At 44.7% G+C, this 25,752-nt stretch carries 23 protein-coding genes and 1 pseudogene; 10 read left to right on the top strand and 14 right to left on the bottom strand.

What is annotated here, in order from left to right; genetic code table 11:
- Positions 1–5: 5 nt before the first annotated feature.
- Positions 6–1,769 carry a sensor histidine kinase gene (locus M1D71_RS13275; RefSeq protein ID WP_458126839.1) on the bottom strand — a complete coding sequence of 588 codons (1,764 nt, stop codon included), beginning with the start codon at positions 1,767–1,769 and terminating at the stop codon, positions 6–8.
- 207 nt (positions 1,770–1,976) lie between these two features.
- Here M1D71_RS13275 and M1D71_RS13270 point away from each other — a divergent pair, with 207 nt between their 5' ends.
- The 3 genes from M1D71_RS13270 (at position 1,977) to M1D71_RS13260 (ending at position 5,066) form a co-directional block, all read left to right on the top strand.
- The gene (locus tag M1D71_RS13270) at positions 1,977–3,287 is read left to right on the top strand and encodes an ABC transporter substrate-binding protein (RefSeq protein ID WP_458126838.1); all 1,311 of its coding nucleotides are present in this window, start codon (positions 1,977–1,979) and stop codon (positions 3,285–3,287) included.
- A 74-nt stretch (positions 3,288–3,361) separates the two neighbouring features.
- Positions 3,362–4,234: a carbohydrate ABC transporter permease gene (locus M1D71_RS13265; protein WP_145317392.1), complete on the top strand. Its 873-nt coding sequence runs from the start codon at positions 3,362–3,364 to the stop codon at positions 4,232–4,234.
- Position 4,235: 1 nt separating this feature from the next.
- On the top strand, positions 4,236–5,066 hold the full coding sequence (locus M1D71_RS13260) for a carbohydrate ABC transporter permease (RefSeq protein WP_145317395.1): 831 nt from the start codon (positions 4,236–4,238) through the stop codon (positions 5,064–5,066).
- A 282-nt stretch (positions 5,067–5,348) separates the two neighbouring features.
- On the opposite strand, the gene helD is transcribed toward M1D71_RS13260, so the two are convergent.
- Entirely contained in the window at positions 5,349–7,763 is a 2,415-nt protein-coding gene (helD, locus tag M1D71_RS13255; RefSeq protein WP_458126837.1) for an RNA polymerase recycling motor HelD, read from the bottom strand.
- A gap of 411 nt (positions 7,764–8,174) precedes the next feature.
- Between helD and M1D71_RS13250 the strand changes: the two genes are divergently transcribed.
- Positions 8,175–9,155, top strand: a complete 981-nt coding sequence (locus tag M1D71_RS13250; RefSeq protein ID WP_458126836.1) for an aldo/keto reductase — start codon at positions 8,175–8,177, stop codon at positions 9,153–9,155.
- 69 nt (positions 9,156–9,224) lie between these two features.
- On the opposite strand, the gene M1D71_RS13245 is transcribed toward M1D71_RS13250, so the two are convergent.
- Together M1D71_RS13245 and M1D71_RS13240 are read right to left on the bottom strand one after the other, a co-directional pair.
- A complete protein-coding gene (locus M1D71_RS13245; protein WP_458126835.1) occupies positions 9,225–9,596 on the bottom strand; it encodes an iron chaperone in 372 nt (123 codons plus the stop codon).
- 176 nt (positions 9,597–9,772) lie between these two features.
- On the bottom strand, positions 9,773–10,813 hold the full coding sequence (locus M1D71_RS13240; RefSeq protein ID WP_458126834.1) for an NAD(P)-dependent alcohol dehydrogenase: 1,041 nt from the start codon (positions 10,811–10,813) through the stop codon (positions 9,773–9,775).
- Between the two features lie 193 nt (positions 10,814–11,006).
- On the opposite strand from M1D71_RS13240, the gene M1D71_RS13235 reads away from it, so the two are divergent.
- On the top strand, positions 11,007–11,420 hold the full coding sequence (locus tag M1D71_RS13235) for a MerR family transcriptional regulator (RefSeq protein WP_458126833.1): 414 nt from the start codon (positions 11,007–11,009) through the stop codon (positions 11,418–11,420).
- A gap of 98 nt (positions 11,421–11,518) precedes the next feature.
- Here M1D71_RS13235 and M1D71_RS13230 read toward each other — a convergent pair whose 3' ends face one another.
- Positions 11,519–12,097, bottom strand: a complete 579-nt coding sequence (locus M1D71_RS13230) for a TetR/AcrR family transcriptional regulator (RefSeq protein ID WP_458126832.1) — start codon at positions 12,095–12,097, stop codon at positions 11,519–11,521.
- Between the two features lie 203 nt (positions 12,098–12,300).
- Between M1D71_RS13230 and M1D71_RS13225 the strand changes: the two genes are divergently transcribed.
- Entirely contained in the window at positions 12,301–13,224 is a 924-nt protein-coding gene (locus tag M1D71_RS13225) for an AraC family transcriptional regulator (RefSeq protein WP_458126831.1), read from the top strand.
- A gap of 110 nt (positions 13,225–13,334) precedes the next feature.
- Here the strand turns inward: M1D71_RS13225 and M1D71_RS13220 are convergent, their stop codons facing one another.
- From M1D71_RS13220 to M1D71_RS13200, 5 genes and pseudogenes are all read right to left on the bottom strand, one after another.
- Positions 13,335–14,357, bottom strand: coding sequence for an NADH:flavin oxidoreductase/NADH oxidase (locus tag M1D71_RS13220; RefSeq protein WP_458126830.1), 1,023 nt, complete (start codon positions 14,355–14,357; stop codon positions 13,335–13,337).
- Positions 14,358–14,447: 90 nt separating this feature from the next.
- Complete coding sequence (locus M1D71_RS13215; RefSeq protein ID WP_458126829.1) at positions 14,448–14,792, bottom strand: rhodanese-like domain-containing protein; 345 nt, start codon at positions 14,790–14,792, stop codon at positions 14,448–14,450.
- A gap of 57 nt (positions 14,793–14,849) precedes the next feature.
- A pseudogene (locus M1D71_RS13210) lies at positions 14,850–15,203 on the bottom strand (NAD(P)H-binding protein); the annotation flags it as partial.
- Positions 15,204–15,319: 116 nt separating this feature from the next.
- On the bottom strand, positions 15,320–15,745 hold the full coding sequence (locus M1D71_RS13205; protein ID WP_458126828.1) for a MarR family winged helix-turn-helix transcriptional regulator: 426 nt from the start codon (positions 15,743–15,745) through the stop codon (positions 15,320–15,322).
- 187 nt (positions 15,746–15,932) lie between these two features.
- Positions 15,933–16,961: an ABC transporter substrate-binding protein gene (locus M1D71_RS13200; protein WP_458126827.1), complete on the bottom strand. Its 1,029-nt coding sequence runs from the start codon at positions 16,959–16,961 to the stop codon at positions 15,933–15,935.
- 208 nt (positions 16,962–17,169) lie between these two features.
- On the opposite strand from M1D71_RS13200, the gene M1D71_RS13195 reads away from it, so the two are divergent.
- Positions 17,170–17,982: an undecaprenyl-diphosphate phosphatase gene (locus M1D71_RS13195; protein ID WP_458126826.1), complete on the top strand. Its 813-nt coding sequence runs from the start codon at positions 17,170–17,172 to the stop codon at positions 17,980–17,982.
- 88 nt (positions 17,983–18,070) lie between these two features.
- Here M1D71_RS13195 and M1D71_RS13190 read toward each other — a convergent pair whose 3' ends face one another.
- Complete coding sequence (locus M1D71_RS13190) at positions 18,071–19,249, bottom strand: MFS transporter (protein ID WP_458126825.1); 1,179 nt, start codon at positions 19,247–19,249, stop codon at positions 18,071–18,073.
- Positions 19,250–19,396: 147 nt separating this feature from the next.
- Positions 19,397–20,254 carry an arginase family protein gene (locus tag M1D71_RS13185; RefSeq protein ID WP_458126824.1) on the bottom strand — a complete coding sequence of 286 codons (858 nt, stop codon included), beginning with the start codon at positions 20,252–20,254 and terminating at the stop codon, positions 19,397–19,399.
- Positions 20,255–20,359: 105 nt separating this feature from the next.
- Here M1D71_RS13185 and M1D71_RS13180 point away from each other — a divergent pair, with 105 nt between their 5' ends.
- A complete protein-coding gene (locus tag M1D71_RS13180) occupies positions 20,360–20,725 on the top strand; it encodes a winged helix-turn-helix transcriptional regulator (RefSeq protein WP_458127234.1) in 366 nt (121 codons plus the stop codon).
- A gap of 144 nt (positions 20,726–20,869) precedes the next feature.
- On the opposite strand, the gene M1D71_RS13175 is transcribed toward M1D71_RS13180, so the two are convergent.
- The gene (locus M1D71_RS13175) at positions 20,870–21,340 is read right to left on the bottom strand and encodes a GNAT family N-acetyltransferase (protein ID WP_458126823.1); all 471 of its coding nucleotides are present in this window, start codon (positions 21,338–21,340) and stop codon (positions 20,870–20,872) included.
- A gap of 191 nt (positions 21,341–21,531) precedes the next feature.
- Here M1D71_RS13175 and M1D71_RS13170 point away from each other — a divergent pair, with 191 nt between their 5' ends.
- The gene (locus M1D71_RS13170; protein ID WP_458126822.1) at positions 21,532–22,197 is read left to right on the top strand and encodes an MBL fold metallo-hydrolase; all 666 of its coding nucleotides are present in this window, start codon (positions 21,532–21,534) and stop codon (positions 22,195–22,197) included.
- 298 nt (positions 22,198–22,495) lie between these two features.
- Here M1D71_RS13170 and M1D71_RS13165 read toward each other — a convergent pair whose 3' ends face one another.
- Positions 22,496–23,119 carry a hypothetical protein gene (locus M1D71_RS13165; RefSeq protein WP_458126821.1) on the bottom strand — a complete coding sequence of 208 codons (624 nt, stop codon included), beginning with the start codon at positions 23,117–23,119 and terminating at the stop codon, positions 22,496–22,498.
- Positions 23,120–23,344: 225 nt separating this feature from the next.
- Between M1D71_RS13165 and metE the strand changes: the two genes are divergently transcribed.
- A complete protein-coding gene (gene metE / locus M1D71_RS13160; protein WP_458126820.1) occupies positions 23,345–25,639 on the top strand; it encodes a 5-methyltetrahydropteroyltriglutamate--homocysteine S-methyltransferase in 2,295 nt (764 codons plus the stop codon).
- The last annotated feature ends 113 nt before the right edge of the window (positions 25,640–25,752 follow it).

The raw sequence follows: 25,752 nt of genomic DNA, 5'->3' as shown, positions 1-25,752 counted from the left end.
CCTAGTTAGTAAAAATCTCTCGTCAGTGAGCCGATGATCTGAATCGTTGCTCCATGTTCCTCTTCCGCATGATTGTTAAATATATTAATAAAAAGCCGGTTGTTATACATGAGTTTGAGTCGATTGACACTGTTGAGAATCCCCATGTTACCCAGGGCTGTTGGTCGATTGGACGTTGAATTTATTCCCGATCCAGATGACTGGATATTGGCTAAAATCTCCTGGATCTTATCCGGTGGAAAGCCTTCTCCGTTATCCTTAATCTCCAGAGCCCATAATCCGTTATATTGCTTCACGGTAATCCGGATACGCCAAGGTGGTGCGGTGTTGGCAAAGGCATGTTCGATGCAGTTTTCCACAAATGGCTGGATGACCAACCGTGGTAACTTAATTTCACTCGCCAGCTCGTCCGCACGGATGTCCCACTCCAGATCCTCTTCGTACTTTTGTTGTACAAGCGACAGGTAATGTCTTGTATGTTGAAGCTCATCAGCCAAGGTCACATGGGCGTAGGGCGAAGAGACGATGTAGCGCAGACTGTCCGAAAGATGTTTGCACATATCCGATACGACTTTGGTCTTCCCCTCTTGTGCAGCAATACTGATCAGATACAGAACGTTATGAATAAAATGTGGAGCGATCTGAGCTTGCAGCGCTGAATTACGCGCCTTTACTTCTTCATGAAGTGCTGATTTTTCGCGGTCAATGGATTGCTGCAGCCGCTCCATGAGATCCTGAAAGGCTTCGTTAAGCAATAACAGATCGTTGTTCTTCGGCGTTTCATCCACTTTCAGATTCATATTGCTGTAGTTCATACGCCAGATTTGACTGCGGAGCTTACGGATTGGAAGCAGCAGGTTACGCGTTGACAGGAAGATATACACAAAGGAAACCAGCATCAGCGCCGTTATGAGCAGGATGGACATGGTCTGAACCGAATGGATCGAACCCAGAACGGATTTTTTGGGTGTTATGATATACGTGATCCAACCTGTACTGGGTGATGTGGAATGCGTGATATAATTGTCGTCTTTGTCGACTACCAGTCCCTCGTCTGATGCAGGCTTCGACCAATTGGCAAATGTCACCCCCGCTTCCGAACCTGTCATCTGCTCCCCTTGTTCATTCAGAATATAGACATCTCCAGCAGTAATGCCTTCTGTAAGATTCTGTATATAGGCCTGTTCCATCTGAATGCTAAGATAACCGTACACCTTGCCGTTCTGATCATTGATCGTTCGCACAAAGGAGATCGTATCGAGTTGGCGCAGCAAGACAAAACCGCTTTCCGTCCAATCCCGCCCGACCTGGCTACTCTCCATCATCGTGTTCAAAATCGCCGGAGGATTGCCTGAACCCAGATATGACGTAAGAAGAACACCTTGCCTGTCATAGATGGACATGTCCTTGATATTCATGCTTGGCCCAATCGCCTGAAACATGATGTCTTTGATGATTCGAATTTGCTTCAGTCTTTCATAGTTACTATGAGCTGAGGAGCTCTTGTCCATGGCTGCAAAGATATTCTTGCTGGACAATATTCGCTGCGACATTTGGTTCTGTTGTTCTACGTATAGATCGACCTGCTCTCTCACCTTCGTAGCAGTCACGAGCGTATCTTGCTCCGTTTTCAGTTTGAGCGGGCGAATAACAATCACATTTACATACACGATAAAACAGCCCAGCACGAACAAAAGCAGGGCCAGAAACGTCAAAAGCACCTTCGTCTGCAAACTGAATTGAGTTGCCTTATGTATGAGCTTCGCCATTCTCAGAGTTACCCTCCTGTTCTGACATGATGTGAAATCCCTTAGATTTATGTCCTACTGTATCACGGTACTCCATGAAATGATAGCGATTTCAAGTTCAGGATTTTACACATCAACGTTCAAGCACAGACATGTACCGGGGCGATAAAAGAATCTATAATCGAACTTGTAAACGGATTCACTAAACGTTTTAGAGGGGGATTTGCATTGAAGACAATAAATAGAAAAAAGGCTGTATCCATTATTCTGGCTAGTCTATTATCGATCTCGTTAACCGCTTGTGGATCAGGAGGTACAGACTCCGGTGCTGCTGGCGGGGACAGCAAGAGTGGTAAGGTCACACTGGAACTGGCGATCTCTAAAAGTTCTCAGGACTCTGCCTTCATTCAGCAAGACATTCTCGATGAATTCGAAAAACAAACGAATATCCGCGTGAATTTGCAGCTGATTCCAGCGGAACAAACAACAACGGTATTGCAAACCAAACTGGCTGTAGATGAAACACCTGACATTATTCAATATAATCTGGCGAGCGCAGTCACGGACCTGAACCTAGAACGTAACTTCGAGATTCTCGATAACGAACCTTGGGCGAGCAGAATCGTGAACAAAGATGTCCTCTCTTCTGGTGGTCACCTCTACAGTTTCCATGTTAGCCAGGATACAGGCATGCAAGGGGTCGTTTATAACAAACAAATCTTTGAAGAGCTCGGATTGTCGCTTCCAACCAACTACGAAGAATTCTTGGCAATCTGTGAAAAAATCAAAGCGAGTGGCATTACACCTGTATTCATGCCTTACAAAGATGCCTGGGCTGCCAACATCTGGCCTGCTGCAGCTTTTGCCGATTTTGTAGCCAAAAATGAACCGACGTTTTTTGATGACTTGAACAACAATAAGAAAAAATGGTCCGATATTCCGGAATTCAAAACATTCATGGAACAACAGTATGAAGTGTACACCAAAGGTTACACCAACACAGATGTGCTTAGCGACAGCTATGACATGGCAGTAGGTAAATTCCTGAACAAGGAAGTGGCCATGATGTTTATGGGCGATTGGTTAATTGAAGGCGTTGCCGAGCAAGATCCAAGCATGGAACTGGGTGTTTTCCCGATTCCATCGTCGGATAATGCCAGTCTGGGTGCAAGTCCACTGGGTGGACAACTGTTCATTCCGAAGAAATCCAAACATTTGGAAGAAGCCAAACAGTTCCTGGACTACATCGCTTCCAAGGATGTCGCACAACAGATCGTGGACTCCAAAGGCTACGTATCCAATTTAAGTGACGTCACAACACCGGAATTGCCAGCCTACAAGCAGGACATTGTAGACAACTACATTACGCCGAAGAAAACCGTGCTGACCACGGATGCATTCATGCTGGTTGATCGCAGTGAACTGTACCGATTGTTACAGGATCAATTTGCAGGCGGATTGTCACCGGAAGAAGTGTTGAAATCCTGGGATGAGAAGTTCAGTCAACTGATGCAGGATAAAGGTGTAGCGGGTTTCTAAGAAATAGGAGTGAAATACAAGGCAGCATAACACGGATGATTGTTGTGCTGCCTAGCTATAACGGAGTGTGAGACATGAAAAGGACTAAAAATTTGTATTCGTATTACATGATCTTTCCCGCACTGATTATCTACTCCATCTTTTTCGTCGTGCCTGCTCTTGCCGCCTTCTATTACTCATTCACGGATTGGCGGTTGGACCGGCTGGAGTTGAAGTTCATTGGGTGGGACAATTTCAGAAAAATTTTCTCGGACAAAACGCTTATTCTGGCATTGCAGAACACAGCAATATTTGCAATCGTCACTGTAGTGGGCAAAAACGTTATCGGTCTATTGCTGGCTGTAGGACTTAACATGCGATTAAGAACCAAGAATCTGCTGCGTGCCATCTTCTACTCCCCTTCCATACTCAGCATTCTTGTGATCAGCATTCTGTTCACTCCCATGTTGCGTACCGAAGGTACAATTAACAACCTATTGGAATCTGTTGGCTTACATTCGTTAAGCCAAGCTTGGCTGACCAACCCATCCATTGTCATCTGGACGATTGCTATCGTCTCGATCTGGCAGAGTGCCGGTTTCCAGATGGCCATCTATCTGGCCGGCCTGCAGTCCATTTCTCAAGAGTATTACGAGGCAGCCAAGATTGATGGCGCAAGCTCGTGGAGAAGTTTTTTCAAAATTACACTGCCGCTCTTGCTGCCAGCCATTAACATTAACCTGATGCTGACATTAATCGGTGGACTCAAAGTATTCTCCGAAGTGTACGTCATGACCGGTGGTGGCCCGGGTAACGCTTCCCAGGTCGTTGGTACGATCATTCTACGATCTTTCGGTGAAGGCAACTGGGGACTCGGTACCGCGGTCAACACACTTCTGTTCGTCGTCGTTACCATTATTGCTATACCGCTATTGATCTTCATGCGGCGTAAGGAGGTTACGGAATAACATGGGCTATACACGCAAACTCGCCATCCGCAACTATATCGTGGAAGGTTTCCTGATTCTGGCCTCTCTCATCGTTCTGTTGCCGCTTGTCATTCTGATCTTTGGTTCATTTAAAACCAGCGCCGAGGTGCTCAGCTTCTCTCTAAGTTTGCCTGAAACATGGCAGTTCTCGAACTATGTTCGTGTCTTCCAGGAAGGCGGTCTGTCACGAGCATTCTTCAACAGCATCTTGATTACTGGCGTCTCATCCATTATTAACATCGTTGCTTCTTCGGCAGCGGCATTCATTCTGGCACGTCGGGAAACCAAACTATCCGGCACCATCTACATGTATTTCTTCATGGGATTGATTGCGCCGATGTCGATTATTACGACCATTCGGGTTGTACAGGGATTAGGATTCTACGGCAGCATCACAAGTGTCATTCTGATCTACGCCGCGTTAAATACAGCCTTCAGTGTATTCTTGTATAGTGGATTCATCAAAACCATTCCACGAGCGCTGGACGAAGTGGCATTTCTGGAAGGTGCAAGTGTGTTCGGCGTGTTCTTCCGCATCGTCACACCGCTCATCCTGCCCGTTAACGCAACGGTAGCGATCATGGTGTTCATGTCCGTTTGGAATGACATCACAATTCCGGTGTACTTCCTGACAGACAGCTCCACCTGGACGATGCCACTATCGATCTACAATTTCTACGGCAAATATAGCCGGGACTGGAATCTGATCTTCGCCAATCTCGTGCTTACTTCACTGCCTGTATTTATCCTGTATCTATTCGGGCAAAAATATATTGTCAGCGGCCTTACTGCCGGTGCAGTTAAAGGCTAAACCTCATATTCTCACCGTTCTTAAGGGAATGGAATTGGAGGATTCATGACGAACTTAACCCCCGCCAGATCTGGTGGGGGTTGTTTTATTTATAGCGTGAAAATGCATCTACACTTCTCTATTTTTGAAACAATTGCGGGTAAAGGGATCGTCTCGTAACTCCCAATAACAATCTAACAAATTGGGAACGATCAGCATAAAAAAGAAAGATGCCCGTTAACCTTTGAAAAAGGCTATGAGCATCTTTCTTGGTCCTTCATTTAAATTGGATTTACTTATGGATTATGATCTTATGTCATACAGATTCGCAGGTAACGCCTGCACAAACGGTGACCAGTCACTCGTTGTATATAGATGAAGTCGGTGCATGGCTCGTGTGCAGGCCGTATACAGAAGCTTGCGGTCATATTCCTGGCTGTAGGCGTCTGGTGAAGCATCATAGACCAGGACAGCGTCGAACTCGACGCCTTTGGCGAGGTACACAGGAATAACCATGATTCCTTTTTCAAAAATCTGTGTGTCCTTCGTTATGAGCTGCAGCCCTTCGCCTCCTTGACTACGTAACCATTCATGGGCTTCCCGGCTTTCAGCCGCCGTCTTCGTAATCACAGCGATGGAATCGAACCCCTCCGCCTTGAGTGCGGTAATATCTGCGAGAATCTGAGAACCACGCAGCGTATTGTCCTTCAATCTTGTTAAAAGAGGCTTCTGATCTCCCCGTTCAAACGGTCTGATCTCTTCTCCCCCTGGCAGCATGCATTTGGTGAATTCAACAATCTCCCTGGTTGAACGATAACTGCGTACTAGGCGTATTAATGTGGTTTCGGCTTCTCCGTAAAGGTGAACCAGTGGCGAGTTGGATGCTGCTAAATCCGTAGCCTGCATAAAGATCGCTTGCCCGAAATCACCAAGCACCGTCATGCGGGCACGAGGAAACAGCTTTTTGAGATATTCATATTGAAACGCCGAATAATCCTGGCCTTCATCCACGAAGACATAACGGATATCCGTGTTTGTCCGGACGCCTTCGATCATCTCTTTTACATATAGAAAAGGAGTAGCATCCTCATGGAACAGCTTGTTCTGAAGGATCATTGCCTTGGTCTGTTTACAAATCTCAGGCCAGTGCTGTGGGGGGATTGCCCCATTCGTTTGTTCCCGATAAGCAACTTCATCTGCAAATAGTTGTTCATATATACCTTTCACATCCACGAACTGGAATTTCCGCACACTCTTTCTTAAAGGTTTAAACATGTCTTTCACCAGTTTCTGACGAAGCAACCCCTCTTCCCGCACTGCAAAGTTAAAGGCACCCTCGTCTTGCACTGCCTTGTTATTTCCGTTCTCGCGGGCTGCATATTCTTCCGCCACATCAAACACAGGCTTTTCTTTGTGCAACATGCGGAAAGCTTCCACGTACTCTTCTGTGTCCAGATAATTCAACTCCTCCAGAACCCAGTCTGCTTCCCGCTCCAGACGTTCCAGCGCAACGAGTTCTCTCAGCAACCATTCCTGCACAAGAAGAATTCGGTTGGACAATGTAAGATTTTGATCTAAACTGTAAAATTTAGTCTTGATTCGGTCCGCAGAGATGAATTCACGGTCCCGAAATTGAATCCCGTTGAACCGCATGCCCTTTCTTTCCAGCCACGTGCCGTAGTTTTGGAGCACTTGAAGGAACGTCTCGGAAGCTTTGTACTTGATCGCCTCCAGGCGAGCTTCATAACCTGGGTCTCCTTGGGCTGTCAGCACATATTCAATCTGATCAAAGGCATCCTCTGGTCTTAAGGAGGAATCCAACCAATAGTTCAGATATTCCTGAAAAGTGGTTTGCTGCATGTTCTCTTCACCAAGTTCCGGGAGTACGGTGGAGGTATAGCTGGTAAACATCGGATTCGGCGAGAAAAGCACAATCTGATCTGCTTTGACGGTCTGGCGGTGTTTATAAAGTAAGTAAGCGACTCGCTGTAACGCTGCCGACGTCTTGCCACTGCCAGCTGCCCCTTGAACGATGAGCATCCGGCTGCGGTCATCGCGAATAATCGCATTTTGTTCCTTCTGAATGGTTGCTACAATGCTCTTCATTTGTGAGTCTGCACCCTTGGCGAGTACTTGCTGCAACAACTCGTCACCAATGGTTTCATTCGCGTCAAACATGCTATGAAGCTGCCCATGTTGGATCTGGAATTGACGCTTGAGCTCCATCTTTCCCTCGATTCGTCCTGAAGGTGTGTCATAGCCTGCTGGCCCGGGAGAGTGATCATAGTACAGACTCGCAATTGGTGTTCTCCAGTCATAGATTAGAAAGTTCAGTCCATCCTCATCCATGAAAGATGATACCCCGATGTAGATCTGTTCAGTAATTGTCATGCCTTTTTCCTTATAGTCAAAACGACCAAAATACGGCGTTGGAAGCAGTCTCTTTGTATTTTTCCATTGTTGTGTTAATAGCTTGTGCCCGCGCTCCCTCTCGGCCAATACCCTCGACTGCTGATTGATGGTATAGAATGCATCTTCAAAATCCGTGTACGAACCCGTGTTAATCGTCACGTCTTCCCAGAACCGTTTACGAATTTCGGCAGCCTGTTCATGCAGTCCGGCAACCTTCGGTTCTAACTCGTCGAGTCGTGCCTGAAGTTTGTTCCTCACCTCCACTAGTCTTTCCTCTTCCAACTTCCATTCAACTGTTTTATCCATGAATAAGTCCACTCCCTTTTCCATTTATTAGGACCCAAAAAAAGAGCATTGACAAATCGGAATGTCGGATGTAAAATTAAATTAGGAGAAATAATGATTAACCCTTTACATTCAAATCAAATGTCAATTGCGCTATAGATTATATCATGGCTTTTTTTTGCGTTCAATCCTTTTTTTTCTCTTCTCTGTCTGAGTTGAACCATACTTTATATGGAGTAAGATGTCCCTTGAGCTACACTCGGGGCATTTTTTTTATGTTCTATATCCAACCGATTTGGAGATAATGATAGGATTAGGCAAAAGTTTGATAGAAATGTGGTACAGGCTGGTTCGTTCGTTATGACATAATAAATGAAAATAGGTCACCATACAGGTGGCCATAATAAATATTAGAAAGGATTTGAACATCATATGGAATATACAAAACTTGGTAACACAGGCTTGGACGTATCTCGATTTTGCCTGGGATGTATGGGATTCGGGGACGCCAGTAAGTGGGTTCATCAATGGGTATTGAATGAAGAGAACTCCCGCCCTGTCATCAAAAAAGCGCTAGATTTAGGCATTAATTTCTTCGATACAGCGAATGTATACTCTTTGGGTACAAGTGAGGAATATCTTGGTCGGGCATTAAAGGATTATGCCAATCGCGATGAGGTTGTCATTGCAACCAAGATACACGGACAGATGCATGAAGGGCCTAACGGTTCTGGCCTTTCGAGAAAAGCCATCATGAGTGAAATAGACAAGAGTCTGAAGCGTTTGGAAACGGATTATGTTGATCTGTATATCATCCATCGTTGGGATTACAATACCCCTATTGAAGAAACCATGGAAGCTTTACATGATGTGGTGAAGTCCGGTAAAGCGAGATACATTGGAGCTTCAGCGATGTTCGCATGGCAGTTCCAAAAAGCATTGCATGTGGCCGAGAGAAATGGTTGGACCAAGTTCGTTTCCATGCAAAACCACTTAAACCTCATCTATCGCGAAGAGGAACGCGAGATGCTTCCTCTGTGCAAGGAAGAAAAGATTGGAGTGACTCCCTACAGCCCTCTGGCTTCAGGCAGGTTAACCCGTGACTGGTCTGTAACCACGCTTCGTTCCGAGACAGACGAAGTGCAAAAATCCAAGTACAATGGAACCAGTGATGCGGATCGGCTTGTTGTCGAGCGGGTTGCATCCATTGCAGAAAAGTATGGTGTACCTCGCACACACATTGCACTTGCCTGGTTATTACTAAAAGATACCGTAGCGGCTCCGATTATCGGTGCCACCAAATTATCGCATCTGGATGATGCTGTAGGTGCTCTGTCTGTTAAGTTGACCAGCGAAGATGTTACGTTCCTTGAAGAACCATACGTACCTCACCCTGTAGTAGGTCATAAATAATACTGTAATATACCAAAGACCCTTAACTTCCGAATCTGGAAGTTAGGGGTCTTCTTTTTCTATCGTGATTTATTTACGCCAAAATGTTGAACAGTCTGCCTTATCCGCGATATTGAACTCAATCATTCGCTCAAGTAACGAAAAATCAATTTCCTGTTTCCACTTCATCCGAACCAATTCTTTGGTGTGATCATAACCCGCCTGAGTGATCTCTTCCGAAAAGCGATTAATTCCTGCCTTCTCGGGAGCAACAGCCAAATGTTGCTTGGATACACTAAAACCAATGATAAAAGTCTCGTGATCGGTAAACATCGGTTGATTCCATGCTATTTTTTGCTTTAGATTCGGGAATTTTTCAGTAACCCAGTTCAAGACTTCTTCCGTTCGTGCCTGATGTTCCGGATTATCGATGCGTGCTATAAATTCTGCAAAGGTCTCCATTGCTTTCCCCCTATATCAATAAATATTCTACTTCTTTTGCCCCATTAAATCTCATTCTATCATGAATCCATCAACCGAATCTAACCAGATCATAAGAAAACAAGCAAGCAATTGACCTTGGTGGCCAGCTGCTTGCTTGTCTACTTATGCATCGAGTTATATTACTTACTTCACAATTACATTGTGTTGATATCAATAACAAAGCGATATTTCACATCGGAAGCCAGTACACGTTTGTAAGCTTCGTCAATCTGGTCAGCCGAGATGACCTCAATGTTAGGCGCAATATCATGTTCTGCACAGAAATCGAGCATTTCTTGCGTCTCACGAATGCCACCAATCATGGAACCTGCGAATGAGCGGCGATGACCGATGAGAGAGAATACATTAACAGCTAATGGCTCTGCAGGAGCACCCACGTTCACGAGAGTACCATCCAGCGTGAGCAGTGAGAAATAAGCGTTAATATCAATATTCGCACTTACTGTGTTAATCATCAGATCAAAAGTCCCTGCAAGTTTTTCGAACGTTTCCGGTTCGCTTGTTGCGTAGTAGTGATCTGCACCAAATTGCAGTCCATCTTCTTTTTTGCTCAAGGACTGGGAGAGAACCGTTACTTCGGCACCCATCGCATGTGCAATTTTAACAGCCATATGGCCTAGACCACCCATACCTACAACGGCAACCTTCTTACCTGGGCCAGCTCCCCAGTGATGCAGCGGTGAATATGTCGTAATACCTGCACATAGCAAAGGTGCAGCAGCGTCCAGTGCAATGTTATCCGGGATGCGAACGATGAAGTCCTCGACTACAACAATGTGGGTAGAATATCCACCTTGCGTAGGCTCACCATATTTGTCTACCCCAGCGTAGGTAGGAATATTTCCTTTGAGACAGTATTGTTCTTCACCTTTGCGGCAGTTATCACATTCTCCACAAGAGTCGACCATACATCCAACCCCTACTCGGTCACCGACCTTGTATTTGGAGACTCCTGTTCCTATATCGGTTACAATCCCGGCAATCTCGTGTCCAGGAACAAGCGGATAATTCACAGGACCCCATTCACCGTGGGCAGTATGGATGTCAGAATGGCAAATACCGGCATATTTAATCTCGATTAATACATCATTCGTATCCAGATCACGTCGTTTAATTTCAGCACTTCGGAATTGTTGGTCTGGTCCGTCAACTGCTCTGGCTTTAGCTATAATCAATGTAATAACCTCCTAGTAATTTAAAAGTTCAAAATAATCTTACCCCCTCTAGTTAACTCTAGGTCAAATATTATCTTACTTTTTTATCTCCACCCCACTTTGACATGTTGTAATGCAGCATGGTAGAATTTCACTCGGATCAATCCTAGAGTTAACTCGAAGTCTACCCCTAATAGAAAGGAATTCATTCTAAATGACCTATTCAATCGGTGAAGTTGCCAAAAAATTAGACCTTACGGTATATACATTGCGTTACTACGATAAGGAAGGACTTATGCCTTTTGTAGAACGTACCACGAGCGGAACACGTTTGTTCAAAGATTCTGACATTGACTTTCTAAAGATCATCCAATGTCTGAAGCTGACCGGGATGCCTATAAAGGATATCAAAGACTTCATTGAATGGTGTTCTGAAGGGGACTCCACCCTGAAGCAGAGATATGACATGTTCTCGGAACGAAAAGCTAGCGTAGAAGAACAGATGGAGGAATTACGAAAGACCATGGAGGTCATTGAGCACAAATGCGCATACTACGAGACTGCTTTGAAAGCCGGGACTGAAGAGATTCACAAAATTAAATCAATAGAAAATGCCATTACCAATTGATTGATCAGTCTTTTTTCTTATAAAGTTGTGCAAAAAAAGTAGTAGCTTGAAGTCCTCTAACGGATTCGAGCTACTACTTATATGTGTAAAATGATGCATCAATTTCCCAAAAGTTTCATTGATACATTGATAATGCGATTTAATTTCTCTTTATCCATCGAAGTTCTTGCCATGGCCCGTATGCCCACGGAAATATTGTGCAGGTACTCTGCCATTTCCTTCGCATCCTGAGTTGAGGAGAACTCTCCATCCCGCTGTCCCCATTCAATAATCTGCTCGAACATCCGCTCTGTTACATTAAAAGATTCAAGAGATCGGGAGTCCACATCCGTATCACGGGGGCCCAGCTCCACCGCCGAGTTCACGATCAGGCAACCCGATGGCGTATCCTCTGATTCGCTGATCATTACTCCGAAAATTTTTTGGAGTGCTTCCACTGCCGTCTTGGACGCTTTGATCTCTGCGAGCAATGTGTTGCTGACCTTTCCATTGTAACGATCCATTGCCTGCAAAAACAACGAATGTTTGTCGTCAAACGTATCATATATACTTCTGCGATGAATCCCCATATGTTCAACCAGGTCACTCATCGACGTCTTCTCGTAACCTTGTTCCCAAAAGATCTTCATTGCTTTATCCAATACTTCGTTCACTTCAAACTCTTTACTCCTAGCCATGTTGACTTCCCTCCCAAAATCAATCTAACACATCGGGAACGATCAGTAAATAAAATAAGGACTTGTGAATATTCATCCGGCAAGTAACATAACTTATCCATTCACCTCAAATGTTTGCCTATTCCTATCTGTTTTCTACCGCCTTGGGTCAATATACGATAGAATGTGGTTATTATGTTGTGAGGAAAAAAGGAGAACTTCGCATGTCTGATCAAATACAAGAACAACAGAACGAATTAGCCACACTCATTGACCGTTATTCTGACAAGGACGGAGTGCATTCTACGGCTATCCCCTCATTATTTTTAATCCGCGAATCCGTCGTTACGGAACCCCTATTCAGAGTTAATGAACCGTCCTTCTGCACTATCGTTCAGGGCGAAAAAGAGGTACTGCTGGGACAGGATCGTTTCCGTTATGGTCCAGGAAGTTATATCGTCGCAACCGTTGATTTGCCAGTTAGTGGACAAGTCATTCAGGCCTCGCCTGAAGCTCCTTACCTGGCGCTAAAACTTGAGTTTACATCCAGTGAAATTCTGGAGGTATTAAACCATTCCGACTTCCCTACAAAACCGCTGAAAAATGCGAGAAGGGCAATGTTTGTCAGCCAAACCGAACCGTCTCTGCTGGACGCGGTCGTCAGGTTGGCCCGACTACTGGAAGAACATTCGGAAGATATCCCACTACTCGCACCTTTGTTCAAGAAGGAAATTCTCTATAGAGTATTGAAAGGTCCCCATGGGGTCGCCCTGGAACAAGCTACAATGGAGGGCAGCCACACATATCGAGTCAAAGACGTCATTCAATATATTATGAATCACTCTGATCAGAATTTCAGGGTTGAGGAATTGGCCGACTTGGCGAATATGAGCACTGCCTCGCTGTATAGACACTTTAAAGAAGTGACTGCCATGAGTCCAATTCAGTTTCAAAAACAACTGAGACTTCAGGAAGCTCGGCGCTTGTTATTATCAAAATCCACCGATGCAGCAGATGTAGCATATCAGGTAGGTTACGAGAGTCCTTCCCAATTCAGTCGTGAATATTCCCGCATGTTCGGTTTTCCGCCAAGAGAAGATATTAAACGTCTGAGAGGTAAAACCGATGAATCGACTACCCTCTCCTGACTCTTACTCGTTAATATCATACCTTCACTTCGTTTAGTTTAACCATAAAAAGGACTCCTTCTGTTTTGTCAGTCGGAGTCCTTTCTTATCCATATATTTAATGCTGAACATTAAAAACCAGTTGTATATTGTTTTGGAACGTCCGTTGTCTTGCGCAAAGCAGACGCTGCTTCCAATGCCCAGTAAGGATTTCTTAACAGCCCTCTTCCGACTGCAACGAGATCAGCTTCTTCATTTCCAATGACTGCATTCGCTAATTTCGGGTCGTCCAGTCTTCCAACAGCAATCACGGGCACATCAAGAGCTTCTTTGATTGCTTTAGCGAGAGGTACTTGATAAGCTGCGTGAGTTCCTGGTCTGCCCGATGCACCAATAGGTCCCTCGCCACCAGATGAGATATCGAATAGGTCCACGCCTGCCTCTTGATATGCCTTGGCAAACTCGGAACTTTCGTCAATTCCATAGCCACCTTCGACGTATTCTTTTGCTGAAATACGCATCATCAGGGGCATGTCTTTTGGCATCTCTGCCTTTGCAGCCTGAATGATCTCCCGGCCGAATAACGTTAAATCTTGTCCATATTCGTCTTCTCGCTTGTTCGTTAGTGGAGAATGGAACTGATGAATCAAATAGCCATGTGCGCCATGAAGCTCAATCGCATCAAATCCAGCTTTCACAGCACGCGCTACTGCACTCCGGAATTTCTCAACCATTCCTTTTACTTCATCCGTTGTAAGCGCACGAGGTTGCTTGGAATTCTCATCAAAGGCGATTGCGGACGGAGCTACTGGAACTTCGGCATCTTCTGCTTTGCGGCCCGCATGAGCAATCTGAATGCTGACCTTGGCACCATAACTGTGACACGCATCTACGATCCGCTTCAGAGCTGGGATCTGTTCATCTGACCATAACCCAAGATCATAATCTGAAATTCGGCCATCCGGTTCCACATCTGTCATTTCAATGATAATAAAACCTGTTCCCCCCACAGCACGACTAACGTAGTGCATATAATGCCAATCTGTTGCGATACCATCTTTTTGCTCAACTGAATATTGGCACATTGGAGCCATTACGACACGGTTTTTAAGCTCTAGGCTTTTAAAAGAATATGGACTAAACAAATCTGTCATCAAAATAAAACTCCCCTTTTCATGAATCAAGTTTAATAAAATGCATGCGCAAGCATCGAAACAGCCCATATTTAGAACTCACACGTAACTTTACTTCATCACATAAAGACATTCAAATCCATGCTTTCGCAAAATACGTACAGCCTTTTTGGATTGAAGCATACCAGGAGACATTATAATTACGTTATCTTCTCGAAGAAGGTATTTTTCCCAGGTGAAAGCAAGACGTCCCAGTGAGATGTTAATCGTATCCGGAGTGGGATTAGCCATATAATCCGTTGCATCTCGAATATCGATCACTTTATACTGCCGAAAATCACGCTCTTGTCTAAGAAATACTTGATAATCTATATATTCAAGATTACGCAGTGGCCAAAATTGACGTACAACGATGAAGATACCTAATATGAAGGTCAAAAGCATCAACATGATCATTGTATAGCCCTCTCTTAACTCATCTGATTTCGTCGAAAATTTCGTTTTGGATCAAAGTCTGCTCAATGCCTCAGATATTACATCCTCACCAGCAGAAACTTTACCTATCCCTGGTTCATTTATTAGTATCCCGGGGCGTATGATGGTATATGTTAATCCACTGATCTCTAACAATTTATCAGCATAGTGCTTGGCTGCATAATATGGAAGGATGTTATCATGCCAGTTCTCACGATTATTGGCTTGAATCGCACTCACCATGATATATCGATCAATACCCGCTTTTTGAGCCGCTTCAATGGTTTTCCCGGCACCATCCAGATCAATCAGAAGTGTTTTGTCATATCCCGTTGCAGCAGCTACAATTGAGTCAACCGTCCCTTCCAAGTCGGTAAGCACCGTTTCTACACCCTGTGTTGCAATTCACAATAAAAGCATGCGCATGCATTTAATTTAACGGATATATTAATGAGTGTCAAGTCTTCTTATAGGGTAAATGACTACATTACCCTATATTCACCCTAGCCTTAGAACAATTTTTTAGTGAGGTTCTCTAATCGAGTCTCAAATCCATCCTGTTCCAATTCAGTTTGCAAGACCTGATTAAACGTTTGAAGTGCTTTCTTGTATTTATTCTCTCCAAGCTCCGTAATACGAGTGTAAATGCCACGCCGGTCATCTTCACATGCATGTCTTTCCAGAGCCCCACAGTCTTTGGCTTCCATCCTAACGACAAGCCTGGAAGTAGCACTTTGGCTCAACCCCACCAGTTCTTGAAGTTGCTGTAGGCGTAATTCCTTACCCTCCGCATTATATATGAAGTTTAACACATAAAATTCCTTCAAAGATAAGTCATATTGTTGAAGCAGAGCTTGTTCCAGCTTCTCGTTCAGATGGGTATGCATGTTAGAGAAAGCCAACCAAACATTCAAACGTTCACTTTTTTGCTGCAATTTAGATCACCCCACTTGATATTTAATGTTCATCAGCAGTTATCCTATTGTATCAAGCTTAATTACATTGGTCAAAATCCATCCAAGATCGACGTATATAACATTCTACGCTCATAAGAAGAGCATTTCCCCGTCTTGTAACGACGTTTTGGAAATGCTCCAGTATTACCATGTATATGGTTCGATGTTACTTCGCCGAAAGCAGGCTGTCCGTAATAAACTGCAACTGACCTTCCAGCGTTACCGGATCGTTATACGTATCAGAGGTTGGGTCAAGCTGGAACACATGATTTGCCTTCAACGCAGGCAAGGTCTTCCATAATGTATTATCATATACGATCTTGGGATCGGTTGTATCTCCCGACCACGGACTGGTGAAGATAATATCACCCGCATACTCCGGCAATAGTTCCATGGAAATCGAAGCCCATCCGGTCCCGCTGTCAATTGCTTCAGCTTGAGCCTTGGCTGGTGCCTCGAGGCCAAACTCCCCGTAAATAATCTCACCGCCTCTACCGTAGTTATGACCGAATACAAATAACCCTTTTGCGTACGGATTCAGGATAGAGACTGTCCGATCACCGACAACCTCCTGAACCTTAGGCTTCAGTTCATTGATGCGCGCTTCCCATTTAGCATTCCAGGCTATAGCTGCATCTTCTCTATTGGTCAGCTTACCCATTTCGAGCATTAGATCTTTGAAATCACGCTTGCCAAATGTAATCTGTACGACAGGCGCAATCTGCTCCAACTTATCGATGCCCTCTGTGCCCGTATATACGATAAATAGGTCTGGTTTTAAGCTGATTAGCTTCTCTGGAGTAGGTACTTCACCCAAGTCACTGGTGCCCGCTGCTGCCAGTTGATCCTTGATATACTTGTTGTTCATCGCTCCGGATAAAGCACCGACTACCGGTGCATCCAGGGCAACAAAGTACCCTGTCGAGAATGACGTCAGATCAACGATACGTTGTGGATTCTTGGGCACCTGTACTTCGCCGGCATCCGATTGATATGTAACGAGTTCCTCATCAGCAGTTGCATTGGTTTCAGGAGAAGCAGCTGCATCCGAGTTATTCTTGGATTCTGTCTCTAAAGCTGCATTCGCGCTATCAGCGGTTGTAGTATTAGTCGTGCCTGACTGTCCACATGCACTAAGTACAAGCAGCAAGATGAGTGCCATCATAATCCATATTGGTGTTTTCTGTTTCCGCAAAATAAACCCACCTCTCCATTGATATTGATAATCGTTATCAACGATATCATGCTCTGAACGACATGACAAGACAAGTTAATTTCACTCTCTCTATGAATTCTAACTTGCAAGTCATCTAGTTAAACAGCTATCATCTATAGAGTAAATAAAAACTTCAAAAAAGAGAAACACATTGGAAAGCCAATGAAACTTATCCAAGGAGGACAACATGGAAGAGATTATATTGTGGTTAAAGTATTTGTTTTTAGGTATTGTTCAGGGGGCAACCGAACCGATCCCTGTCTCCTCAAGCGGTCATCTGATCATCGCCCAGAGACTCATGGGCATGAAGCAGAACGGATTGTCATTTGAGATTTTAACGAACACGGCATCGCTTATCGCTATTATTTTTATATACCGGGAAGATATCAAAAAATTGATCATTGGTGCACTAGGTTACCTGCGTACTCGTAAAGAAGAATATAGAGCTGACTTCATGTTTTGCTTATACATAATTATTGGTACGATCCCTGCTGGGGTCATTGCGGTCCTCTTCAAGGATCGGATTGAAGAAATCTTCTCGTCCGTATATACCGTTTCAATCGCGCTATTGATCACCGGGGTTGCCTTATGGCTGATTCGTAATCTCCGTGGTCGCAAGCAAGATGGAGATCTGTCTACGAAAGATGCATTACTGGTAGGTCTGGCTCAGGCGGTCGCTCTTATTCCAGGGATAAGCCGTTCAGGAGCGACTGTAATCGCCTCGATCGCTGTTGGCATGAAACAGGAAACGGCTCTGAAGTTCTCCTTTATGCTGTATATTCCAATTAGTATAGGCGGACTTATTATGGGTGTATCCGACATTGCCAATGATCCGAACCGGTCACAGTTGGCTATCCCTTATCTGATTGCATTTCTCACAACGCTCTTTGTCACCTATTTCTCCATGAGATGGTTTATGGGCATTATGGCCAGAGGCAACCTGAAATACTTTTCGTATTACTGTTTTGCCGCAGGTACCTTGTTACTGATCTTTTTATAAAAATAAGCATGTATAACAAAAGGAACAACCAGCGATGGTTGTTCCTTTTGTTATGTAATGAGGGAACCACCTTCCGTGACCGCAAGGGCTAGAGTGTCAGGCGGGCATCCTTGTTGCTTCTGTTAACCAGCTCTGTAGCCACGAACATGACACTGAAGAGCATAAGAAGAATCAGGGGTACCATCGACATTCCCCAGTGGCTTGCAATCAGGCCCATACCTAAAGGAATTAATGTTGAACCCGTATAGGCACTTGCCATCTCAAGTCCAGTTACACTTGGGGAGGCCTTCTCTCCGAACCGTTCTGGTGTCGCGTGAACAATACTCGGATAGATCGGTGCTCCACCCAATCCCACAACAAACAGCGCGCCTGCTGCAATCCAGTAAGGAATCGGCATAACCAGGATGACTAATCCCAAACATCCAACGATTCCACCATACCTGATGAGATTTTTGCTCGATACATGAGTCGATAGAAACCCTGAGATTACACGTCCTACGATGATTCCGATAAAGAACAAGGAAGATAACGCTGCAGCAGTGCCCGGAGATACGCCTTTACCACCTATGAAGAAAGAAGCCATCCAAAGACCAGCAGCTGTCTCCGATCCGTTGTAACAAAGCATGGCTAGCATCGACATCTTCACACCGGGTATGCGTATAGCCTCCCTGTTGCTCACACGTTTCTTCTCATCGCCGGATTCTTCTATTCTCCCCTTCTCGAAGATCTTCCATAGAGACAACGTTGACAATAAGATCACCGCGATCCCAAGGAGAATCAACCCTACAGTAACGTATCCTGCACGCCAGTTGTTTGCTTGATTCAGCCAATATGCCATTACGAGTGGACCTGTCACCGCGCCAATTCCCCAGAAACAATGCAGCCAATTCATATGCTTCGCCTTGAAATGTAATGCTACATAATTACTAAGTGCCGCATCCACCGAACCTGCACCTAAGCCGAGAGGGATCGCCAGAATCAGGAAAAACACAAAATTCTCAGAGATCGAAAAGCCCAACAGAGCAACGGTTGTTGAAAGGATACTGAATAATGTGACCCTGCCCGTTCCGAATCGGTGTAACAATCGACTGGCCGACAGACTGGACACTACTGTACAAAATGAAATGATTAAGGATATGTAACCTGCCATTTCTGTCGTCGCATGTATATCGTATTTCATCATGGACCAGGCACTGCCAAGTAAGGCATCTGGCAGTCCCAGTCCTATAAATGCGAGATAGATAAGGATTAGCAATAACGTGACCATCTGGGTGTACTCTCCTCAGTTTGTTTGAATTCTGATTCGCATTGAACCACCCATATAATAATATTGATATTTCCATCGCTGATCTTCCTCAATATTGACTTATTATATCAGTATTCTGATATATTAGGTGGCGACTTATAACCTATTTCACTGGTTCAAAATGGGAATTTCTCCAAGCAAATTCTTCAAGTTAATGGCATCCCATGGCATATGCTCGGTTATCCCTAATCCAACTACATCTGTTTCTTCAGACAGTTCTTTGATCAGATGAAGCAAGTGAGGTATTTGCATGGTTCCCGCTGGTGAAAACACATAAGGTTCCCCTGGTTTGGCGAATAACAATGAACGAAACATGTTGGGATCAAGCACATCCAGATCAAGGTGAATTGCCAGGTGTTTGATACCATTTTCTTTAATCCACTCCTTAATCGAATCCGTGCCATGGGTTAATTCTTCAGTTCCAGCCGTTCGGATACCCAATCTTTGAATCACTTCGGTTTCCTGTTCCGTGGGGGTCGTCAACCCGGCCATGAAGACATGTTCCGGCTTCAAAGGGACTCTCACATGTTTGGCAAACTCCGGATCGCCTTCCCCAAGAAGGTTCCCAAGCGGTAAAGTATGACCGTTGTCATAGCCCTCGTATCTAACCAAATCACCGTGCGCATCAATCCATATCAAACCAAGTTCTCCGCCATATCGTTCATTTAAATAAGCAAACGGGGCTTGTTCTACCAAACAGTCACCGCCAAACATGACTATGCGATCAGGCTGGTGAGCTTGAATAATATGATGGGCCGCCTGCAATTGCTGAAGAAGCTGTGTTCTGCCTTTTATCCCGTTCTCGCCTACCAGAAGTGTTCCATCATAAGCCTCAACAGGAACATGAATGAGAGGTTGATTATTGTCAGGTGCGAGCCAAGCAAGCAGCTCTGCTCCAAAAGAGTAGTTTGGATTATCCCCACCTTGCCATTGTGGCATGAGCAAACGTATTGTTTTTTGAGTCATCGTAATTCTCCTTTACTTCAAAGTAAGGTTAGTATAAACTGAGCCCAAACAAATAAATAGTACGGTCTTTTATGATAGGTACTACCCGGAAGGATAGTGTAAATGATGAGTATGGCTGAATACCACGGTAAAGTTAAAAACATTCAAGATACCCCTTTTGGATATACGTTGTCTGTTATTGGTGGCAAATGGAAAATGGTGATTATGTATCTTCTGGCGGATAACCAGCCCGTCCGCTTCAATGAGCTAAAAAGACAGATCGGAGCCATCACGTATAAAACGCTGAGTTCACAGCTCAAAGAATTGGAAGCAGATGGTATGGTTGAGCGAAAAGAGTATCCCCAAGTCCCTCCTAAAGTTGAATACCGTCTGACAGCCAAAGCTGAAACGCTATTGCCCGTTTTGGAAGGATTATGCGAATGGGGTGTCCAACATCAAGACCCTTCGATCATTCATTCCGCAAAGGATTAAATCTTTGGTCTATGCCTTTAGAAAAGTAGGATAAGTTAAAGCGTAAAAAAAGTCGCCCATAGGCGACTTTTCTTGTATCTTCTTATGCTCATCTGTCCGTTCAGTTGTCCGTTCAGTGAAAGAGGCTTTAATTCGTTCGTAGATTTATACTTTCTCGTGCACCAGATCTTTCTGGTAGGCTAACACGCTGTCCCAATTACCACTAAAAATAGGGATTCGATAATATCCTACCCGCTCATAGAGTGCTGCCGCTTCCGGCTGCAAGGGACCTGTTTGCAGTTTCAGATTAGTGTATCCAAGTTCGTACGCAAGACGCTCCGCCTCAGCCAAAATGGCCTGAGCAATGCCCTTCCGACGGTAGCCACTGCGTGTATACATGCGTTTAATTTCTACAGAAGTTTCATCAAGGGGCCGAAGTGCTCCGCAACCAACCGGATACCCATCGATTCTGGCGACGATAAAGGCCGCACGTGGTACTTCAACGTCTGACAGTTGAAAACCCGCCGTCCCATCACCACCATAGAGCAAACCGAGTTCTTCGCTCAGTTCCTTAATTAATTGCAGCGAATCCTCGCTTCGAATATCTTCAGCTGCCGCATGCACGATGTGTGTCATCCCACATACCCCCTTTATCTTATTGGACTTGTTGGTTTTTATGATATATATAAATTATCATTCCCAACATCAAGCGTCAATTCCCCCATCCATTGAATATTTCTATACGTATCTTTTTGCAGTCTTTATTCGTTTACCTAAGAAATGTAATGACCCATTTTGTATATCAATTTATTTTTGGAGGTCGCATTATGGAAATTTCAAAAGGAATAGAGATGCATCAGCTCGATTTTGAAGGGAATGTGATTCACCCTATTCTGATACGGGATGAAGAAACAGCTGTGTTAATAGACACCGGTTTCCCTGGGCAGTATGACGATTTACGTATTGCGTTCGAAAAGATAGGCATGCCGATCAGCCAGCTTAAAGCAGTGATTTTGACGCATCAGGATATGGACCATATCGGGTGTCTTCCCGAGATTTTGCAGGAGTGTGGCTCGCAAGTCAAGACATATGCCCATGAGCTGGATAAGCCGTATATTGAGGGACAGCTCCCTCTTCTCAAAGACGGTCACCTTGAGCATCCTCCAAAGGGCAAAGTAGATGAAACGGTGACTGATGGTCAGGAACTCTCGTTTTGCGGTGGAATTCGCATTATTCACACACCTGGTCATACGCCAGGTCATATCAGTCTTTATCTGAAGCAAAGCAAGACACTCATTGCAGGAGATTCAATGTACAGTGTAAACGGCATGCTTGGAGGCATTCATGAACCAACTACACTGGATATAGAGACTGCCCGGTTCTCTTTGAAAAAATATACCGAACTCGACATTACATCTGTGGTTTGTTATCACGGAGGACTAAGTCATAGGAATGTAAACGAACAGATCTCAGGACTATATAAATTGAACTAACGAATATTTACACTGCACACTCCGATGACAGAACAACCTTCCGATCGCTGTTATCCCCAGATTTTTTTGATTCCTTTTATTAAGGTTAAATCCGGGGATAGCGTATGCTTCCGATGTAGCTTTCTTGCAGAAAGCTTGTAGGCGAACGCTCCGCTTCTTCAGGTTCTTTCTGTCCTCTTCGTTTTGTGTAAATGTTTAGTTCAATTTATATAGTTAAGGGTTTATAATATTTTGAATTTGCTGTTGCGCGAATAATTCCTGTACATGCCACTACAATTCTCTATCATTATGCATAGTTCTATGATTTGGCATACTGCAAAATGGCTGTAGCCGCACGAATTCGCAGCTCTTCTTCTTCACTGTGTAACGCTTCTCTAAGCACATGGAGTGCGGTTTGAATCGTCGCTTCATCTACCTTTACTGGGGGAGGACTAGTTGCACCCGATGCTGCGGTGACTGCAAGTCCGCGATCCAGTTCTGCTAGTGAAACAGGATACTCAAACTTCGCAAGAATGGATGAGTCCTTTTGCAATGCTTGCACTTTGTCATTTAACTCAGCAAGTGGTATACGCCCCAACCATGTAACTCCGCGACGATGGCAGATCAAGTCCTCATCAGTACCAGCGGAATCGTCGTAATAATAATCCCCGATATCTCCCACGTACGTCCACTCATCATCACTAATTAAGACATAATCTCCATCCTGCATGAGGTTAACAAACATATGTAGTATCGCTAGTGTGTTCGCCAATTCCCATTCATCAAAACCATAGTGCTGGACCAACTTTTCCTTCCATAGCTCCGGGGGCGTATGCTCCAGATCCCCTGTACCTGACCATGCGATACCAATAAAATGTTCTTCCAAAAAGGACTTTACTCTGTTGATTCCATGCACGGTCGACTGGATATGATACAGATTCACGAGTACCACCTTCCTTTCAATCATTCGTATGAACATAGTTAACCATTGTAACATTAGTGGTGTCTATTTCAAACGTAATGACTTCTTCAAGTTCTATGCTTCATGCAAAAAGATCCTTTTCGATATAGCCCCAGGCTATAACTAGGTATAATTTAATGGAATTACATTATAACTCCGGATCTGTGATAAATTTTGTGTAACATAAAAGCAGAGGGGTTTTAAGCGATGACGAAAAGTAGTGTATTGGGATATCCGCGTATTGGTGCTGATCGGGAATGGAAGAAAGCGTTGGAAACGTTCTGGGCAGGCAAGCTGGAGGAAAATGAATTTCACGCACGTTTGCAAGAGATTCGTATCGATCATTTGCGCAAGCAGCAAGCGAAAGGCATCGACCTCATTCCGGTGAATGATTTCAGTTATTATGATCATATCCTGGATACGGCCGTGATGTTCGGCATTGTTCCCAAACGATTTGCTTATACTGGCGGTTCCGTTCCGTTGTCCGTATATTATGGCATTGCCCGGGGAACGAAAGATGCCGCAGCAAGCGAAATGACGAAATGGTTCAACACTAACTATCACTACATAGTGCCTGAACTGGACGGGGCTTCCCCAACTCTGACGGAGAACAAACCTCTTCTCGCTTATCGTGAAGCAAAAGAAAAACTCGGTATTGAAGGCAAACCGGTAATCGTTGGACCGCTAACCTTCCTGAAACTCTCCAAAGGTTATGACAAATCCGAGACGGACGCTTGGCTGGACCGCTTACTGCCACTTTACACTCAATTGCTTCAAGAACTTGCAGGCGAGGGCGTTCAGTGGGTGCAGATCGACGAGCCTATTCTGGTAACCAAATTAATCGATGAAGATGTACAGCGTCTGAATAAAATATATGAGACATTTGCAGCAGCCGTTCCAGGCCTGAATATCATGTTGCAGACGTACTTTGAATCTGTTGAAAATTACAAGGATATTGTTGCACTGCCAGTTCAAGGTGTCGGACTTGATTTTGTACACGGACTCGCTGGTAACAGCCAATCCATTCAAACATCCGGTTTCCCGGCGGACAAAGTATTGGGGGCAGGTATTATTGATGGGCGTGGAATCTGGAAAGCTTCCCTTCAAGGAAAACTGAAATTGCTGAATGAACTTGCTGAAGTCGTGACGCCTGAACGTATTATCGTGCAATCGTCCTGCAGCCTGCTGCATGTGCCAGTAACGACAGAACGGGAGACAAAACTTACATCCGAACTCAAAAATGCTCTTGCATTTGCAGATGAAAAGCTGGATGAGATTGTTCTTTTGACTACAGCCTTATCTTCACCAAATGCAGAAATCACCGCTTCCATAGAAGAAGCAGAGCTTACCCTTCAAGCCCTTCAGCAATCTGAAGATCGGAATCGTACCGCAGTTCAGAAAGCCGTTGCTTCCATTAGTGTTCAACAGCCGGAGCGCTCCCGTCCTTTTGCCGAGCGTCATGAAGCCCAACAGGCCAAATGGCAATTGCCACTCTTCCCGACGACAACGATTGGCAGTTTCCCGCAATCTGCTGAAGTCAGAAAAGCACGTCAGTTGTGGCGCAAGGGCGAGTTGAACAACGAACAGTATGCTACCTTTATCCGGGAGCAGATTGATATCTGGATTAAGATTCAGGAAGAGATCGGAATTGACGTGTTGGTGCATGGTGAGTTTGAGCGTACCGATATGGTTGAATTCTTTGGCGAGAAACTTGCCGGTTTTGCCTTTACACAGTTTGGCTGGGTACAATCGTATGGTTCACGTTGCGTGAAGCCACCTATTATCTTCGGCGATGTTGCATTTACGGGTGAAATGACGGTGGAAGAAACGAAATATGCCCAATCGCAAACAGAGCGCCCTGTCAAAGGCATGCTGACTGGCCCGATTACAATCATGAACTGGTCATTCGTACGCGAAGACATTGCTCGTGAGCAGATCGCCTATCAATTGGCGTATGCACTGAGACAGGAAGTCGAAGCACTTGAACAGGCAGGCATCGGCATGATCCAGGTTGACGAGCCGGCTGTTCGCGAAGGGCTTCCACTGAAGGAAAATGAACAAGCCGATTACCTGGCTTGGGCTGTTAAAGCTTTCCGCATCTCCACGTGCACAGTGCACGAAACGACCCAAATTCATACTCACATGTGTTATTGCGAATTCCATGACATGATTGATTCCATTGAAGCCATGGATGCCGATGTTATCTCCATTGAGACATCCCGTAGTCACGGTGAACTGATTCACAGCTTTGAAGAAAATACGTATGAGCTTGGTATCGGTCTTGGCGTATATGATATTCATAGTCCACGTGTTCCAAGTGTGGATGAGATGAGCAGCATGATTGAACGCGCCCTGCGTGTTCTTGATCCGAAGCTGTTCTGGATTAACCCGGACTGCGGATTGAAAACCCGCGGACAGGAAGAAACGGTTGCTTCCTTGCGCAACATGGTTGATGCAACCAGAATCGCTCGCACCAATTATGCTGCAGCTGCTGTACTGTAATCGGCTGTGAAGTCGCATATTATTCAAAAGCAGAAGCCGGACACCCTAGATTTAAGGGGTGTCCGGCTTTTGCTTTTGTTACTTTTAACATACATCCGTTACGCTTGGAAAAT

The organism is Paenibacillus sp. Z3-2, assembly GCF_054161325.1.
Note: the sequence above shows the minus strand (reverse complement) of the source record. Positions and strands in the feature narration are given on the sequence as shown.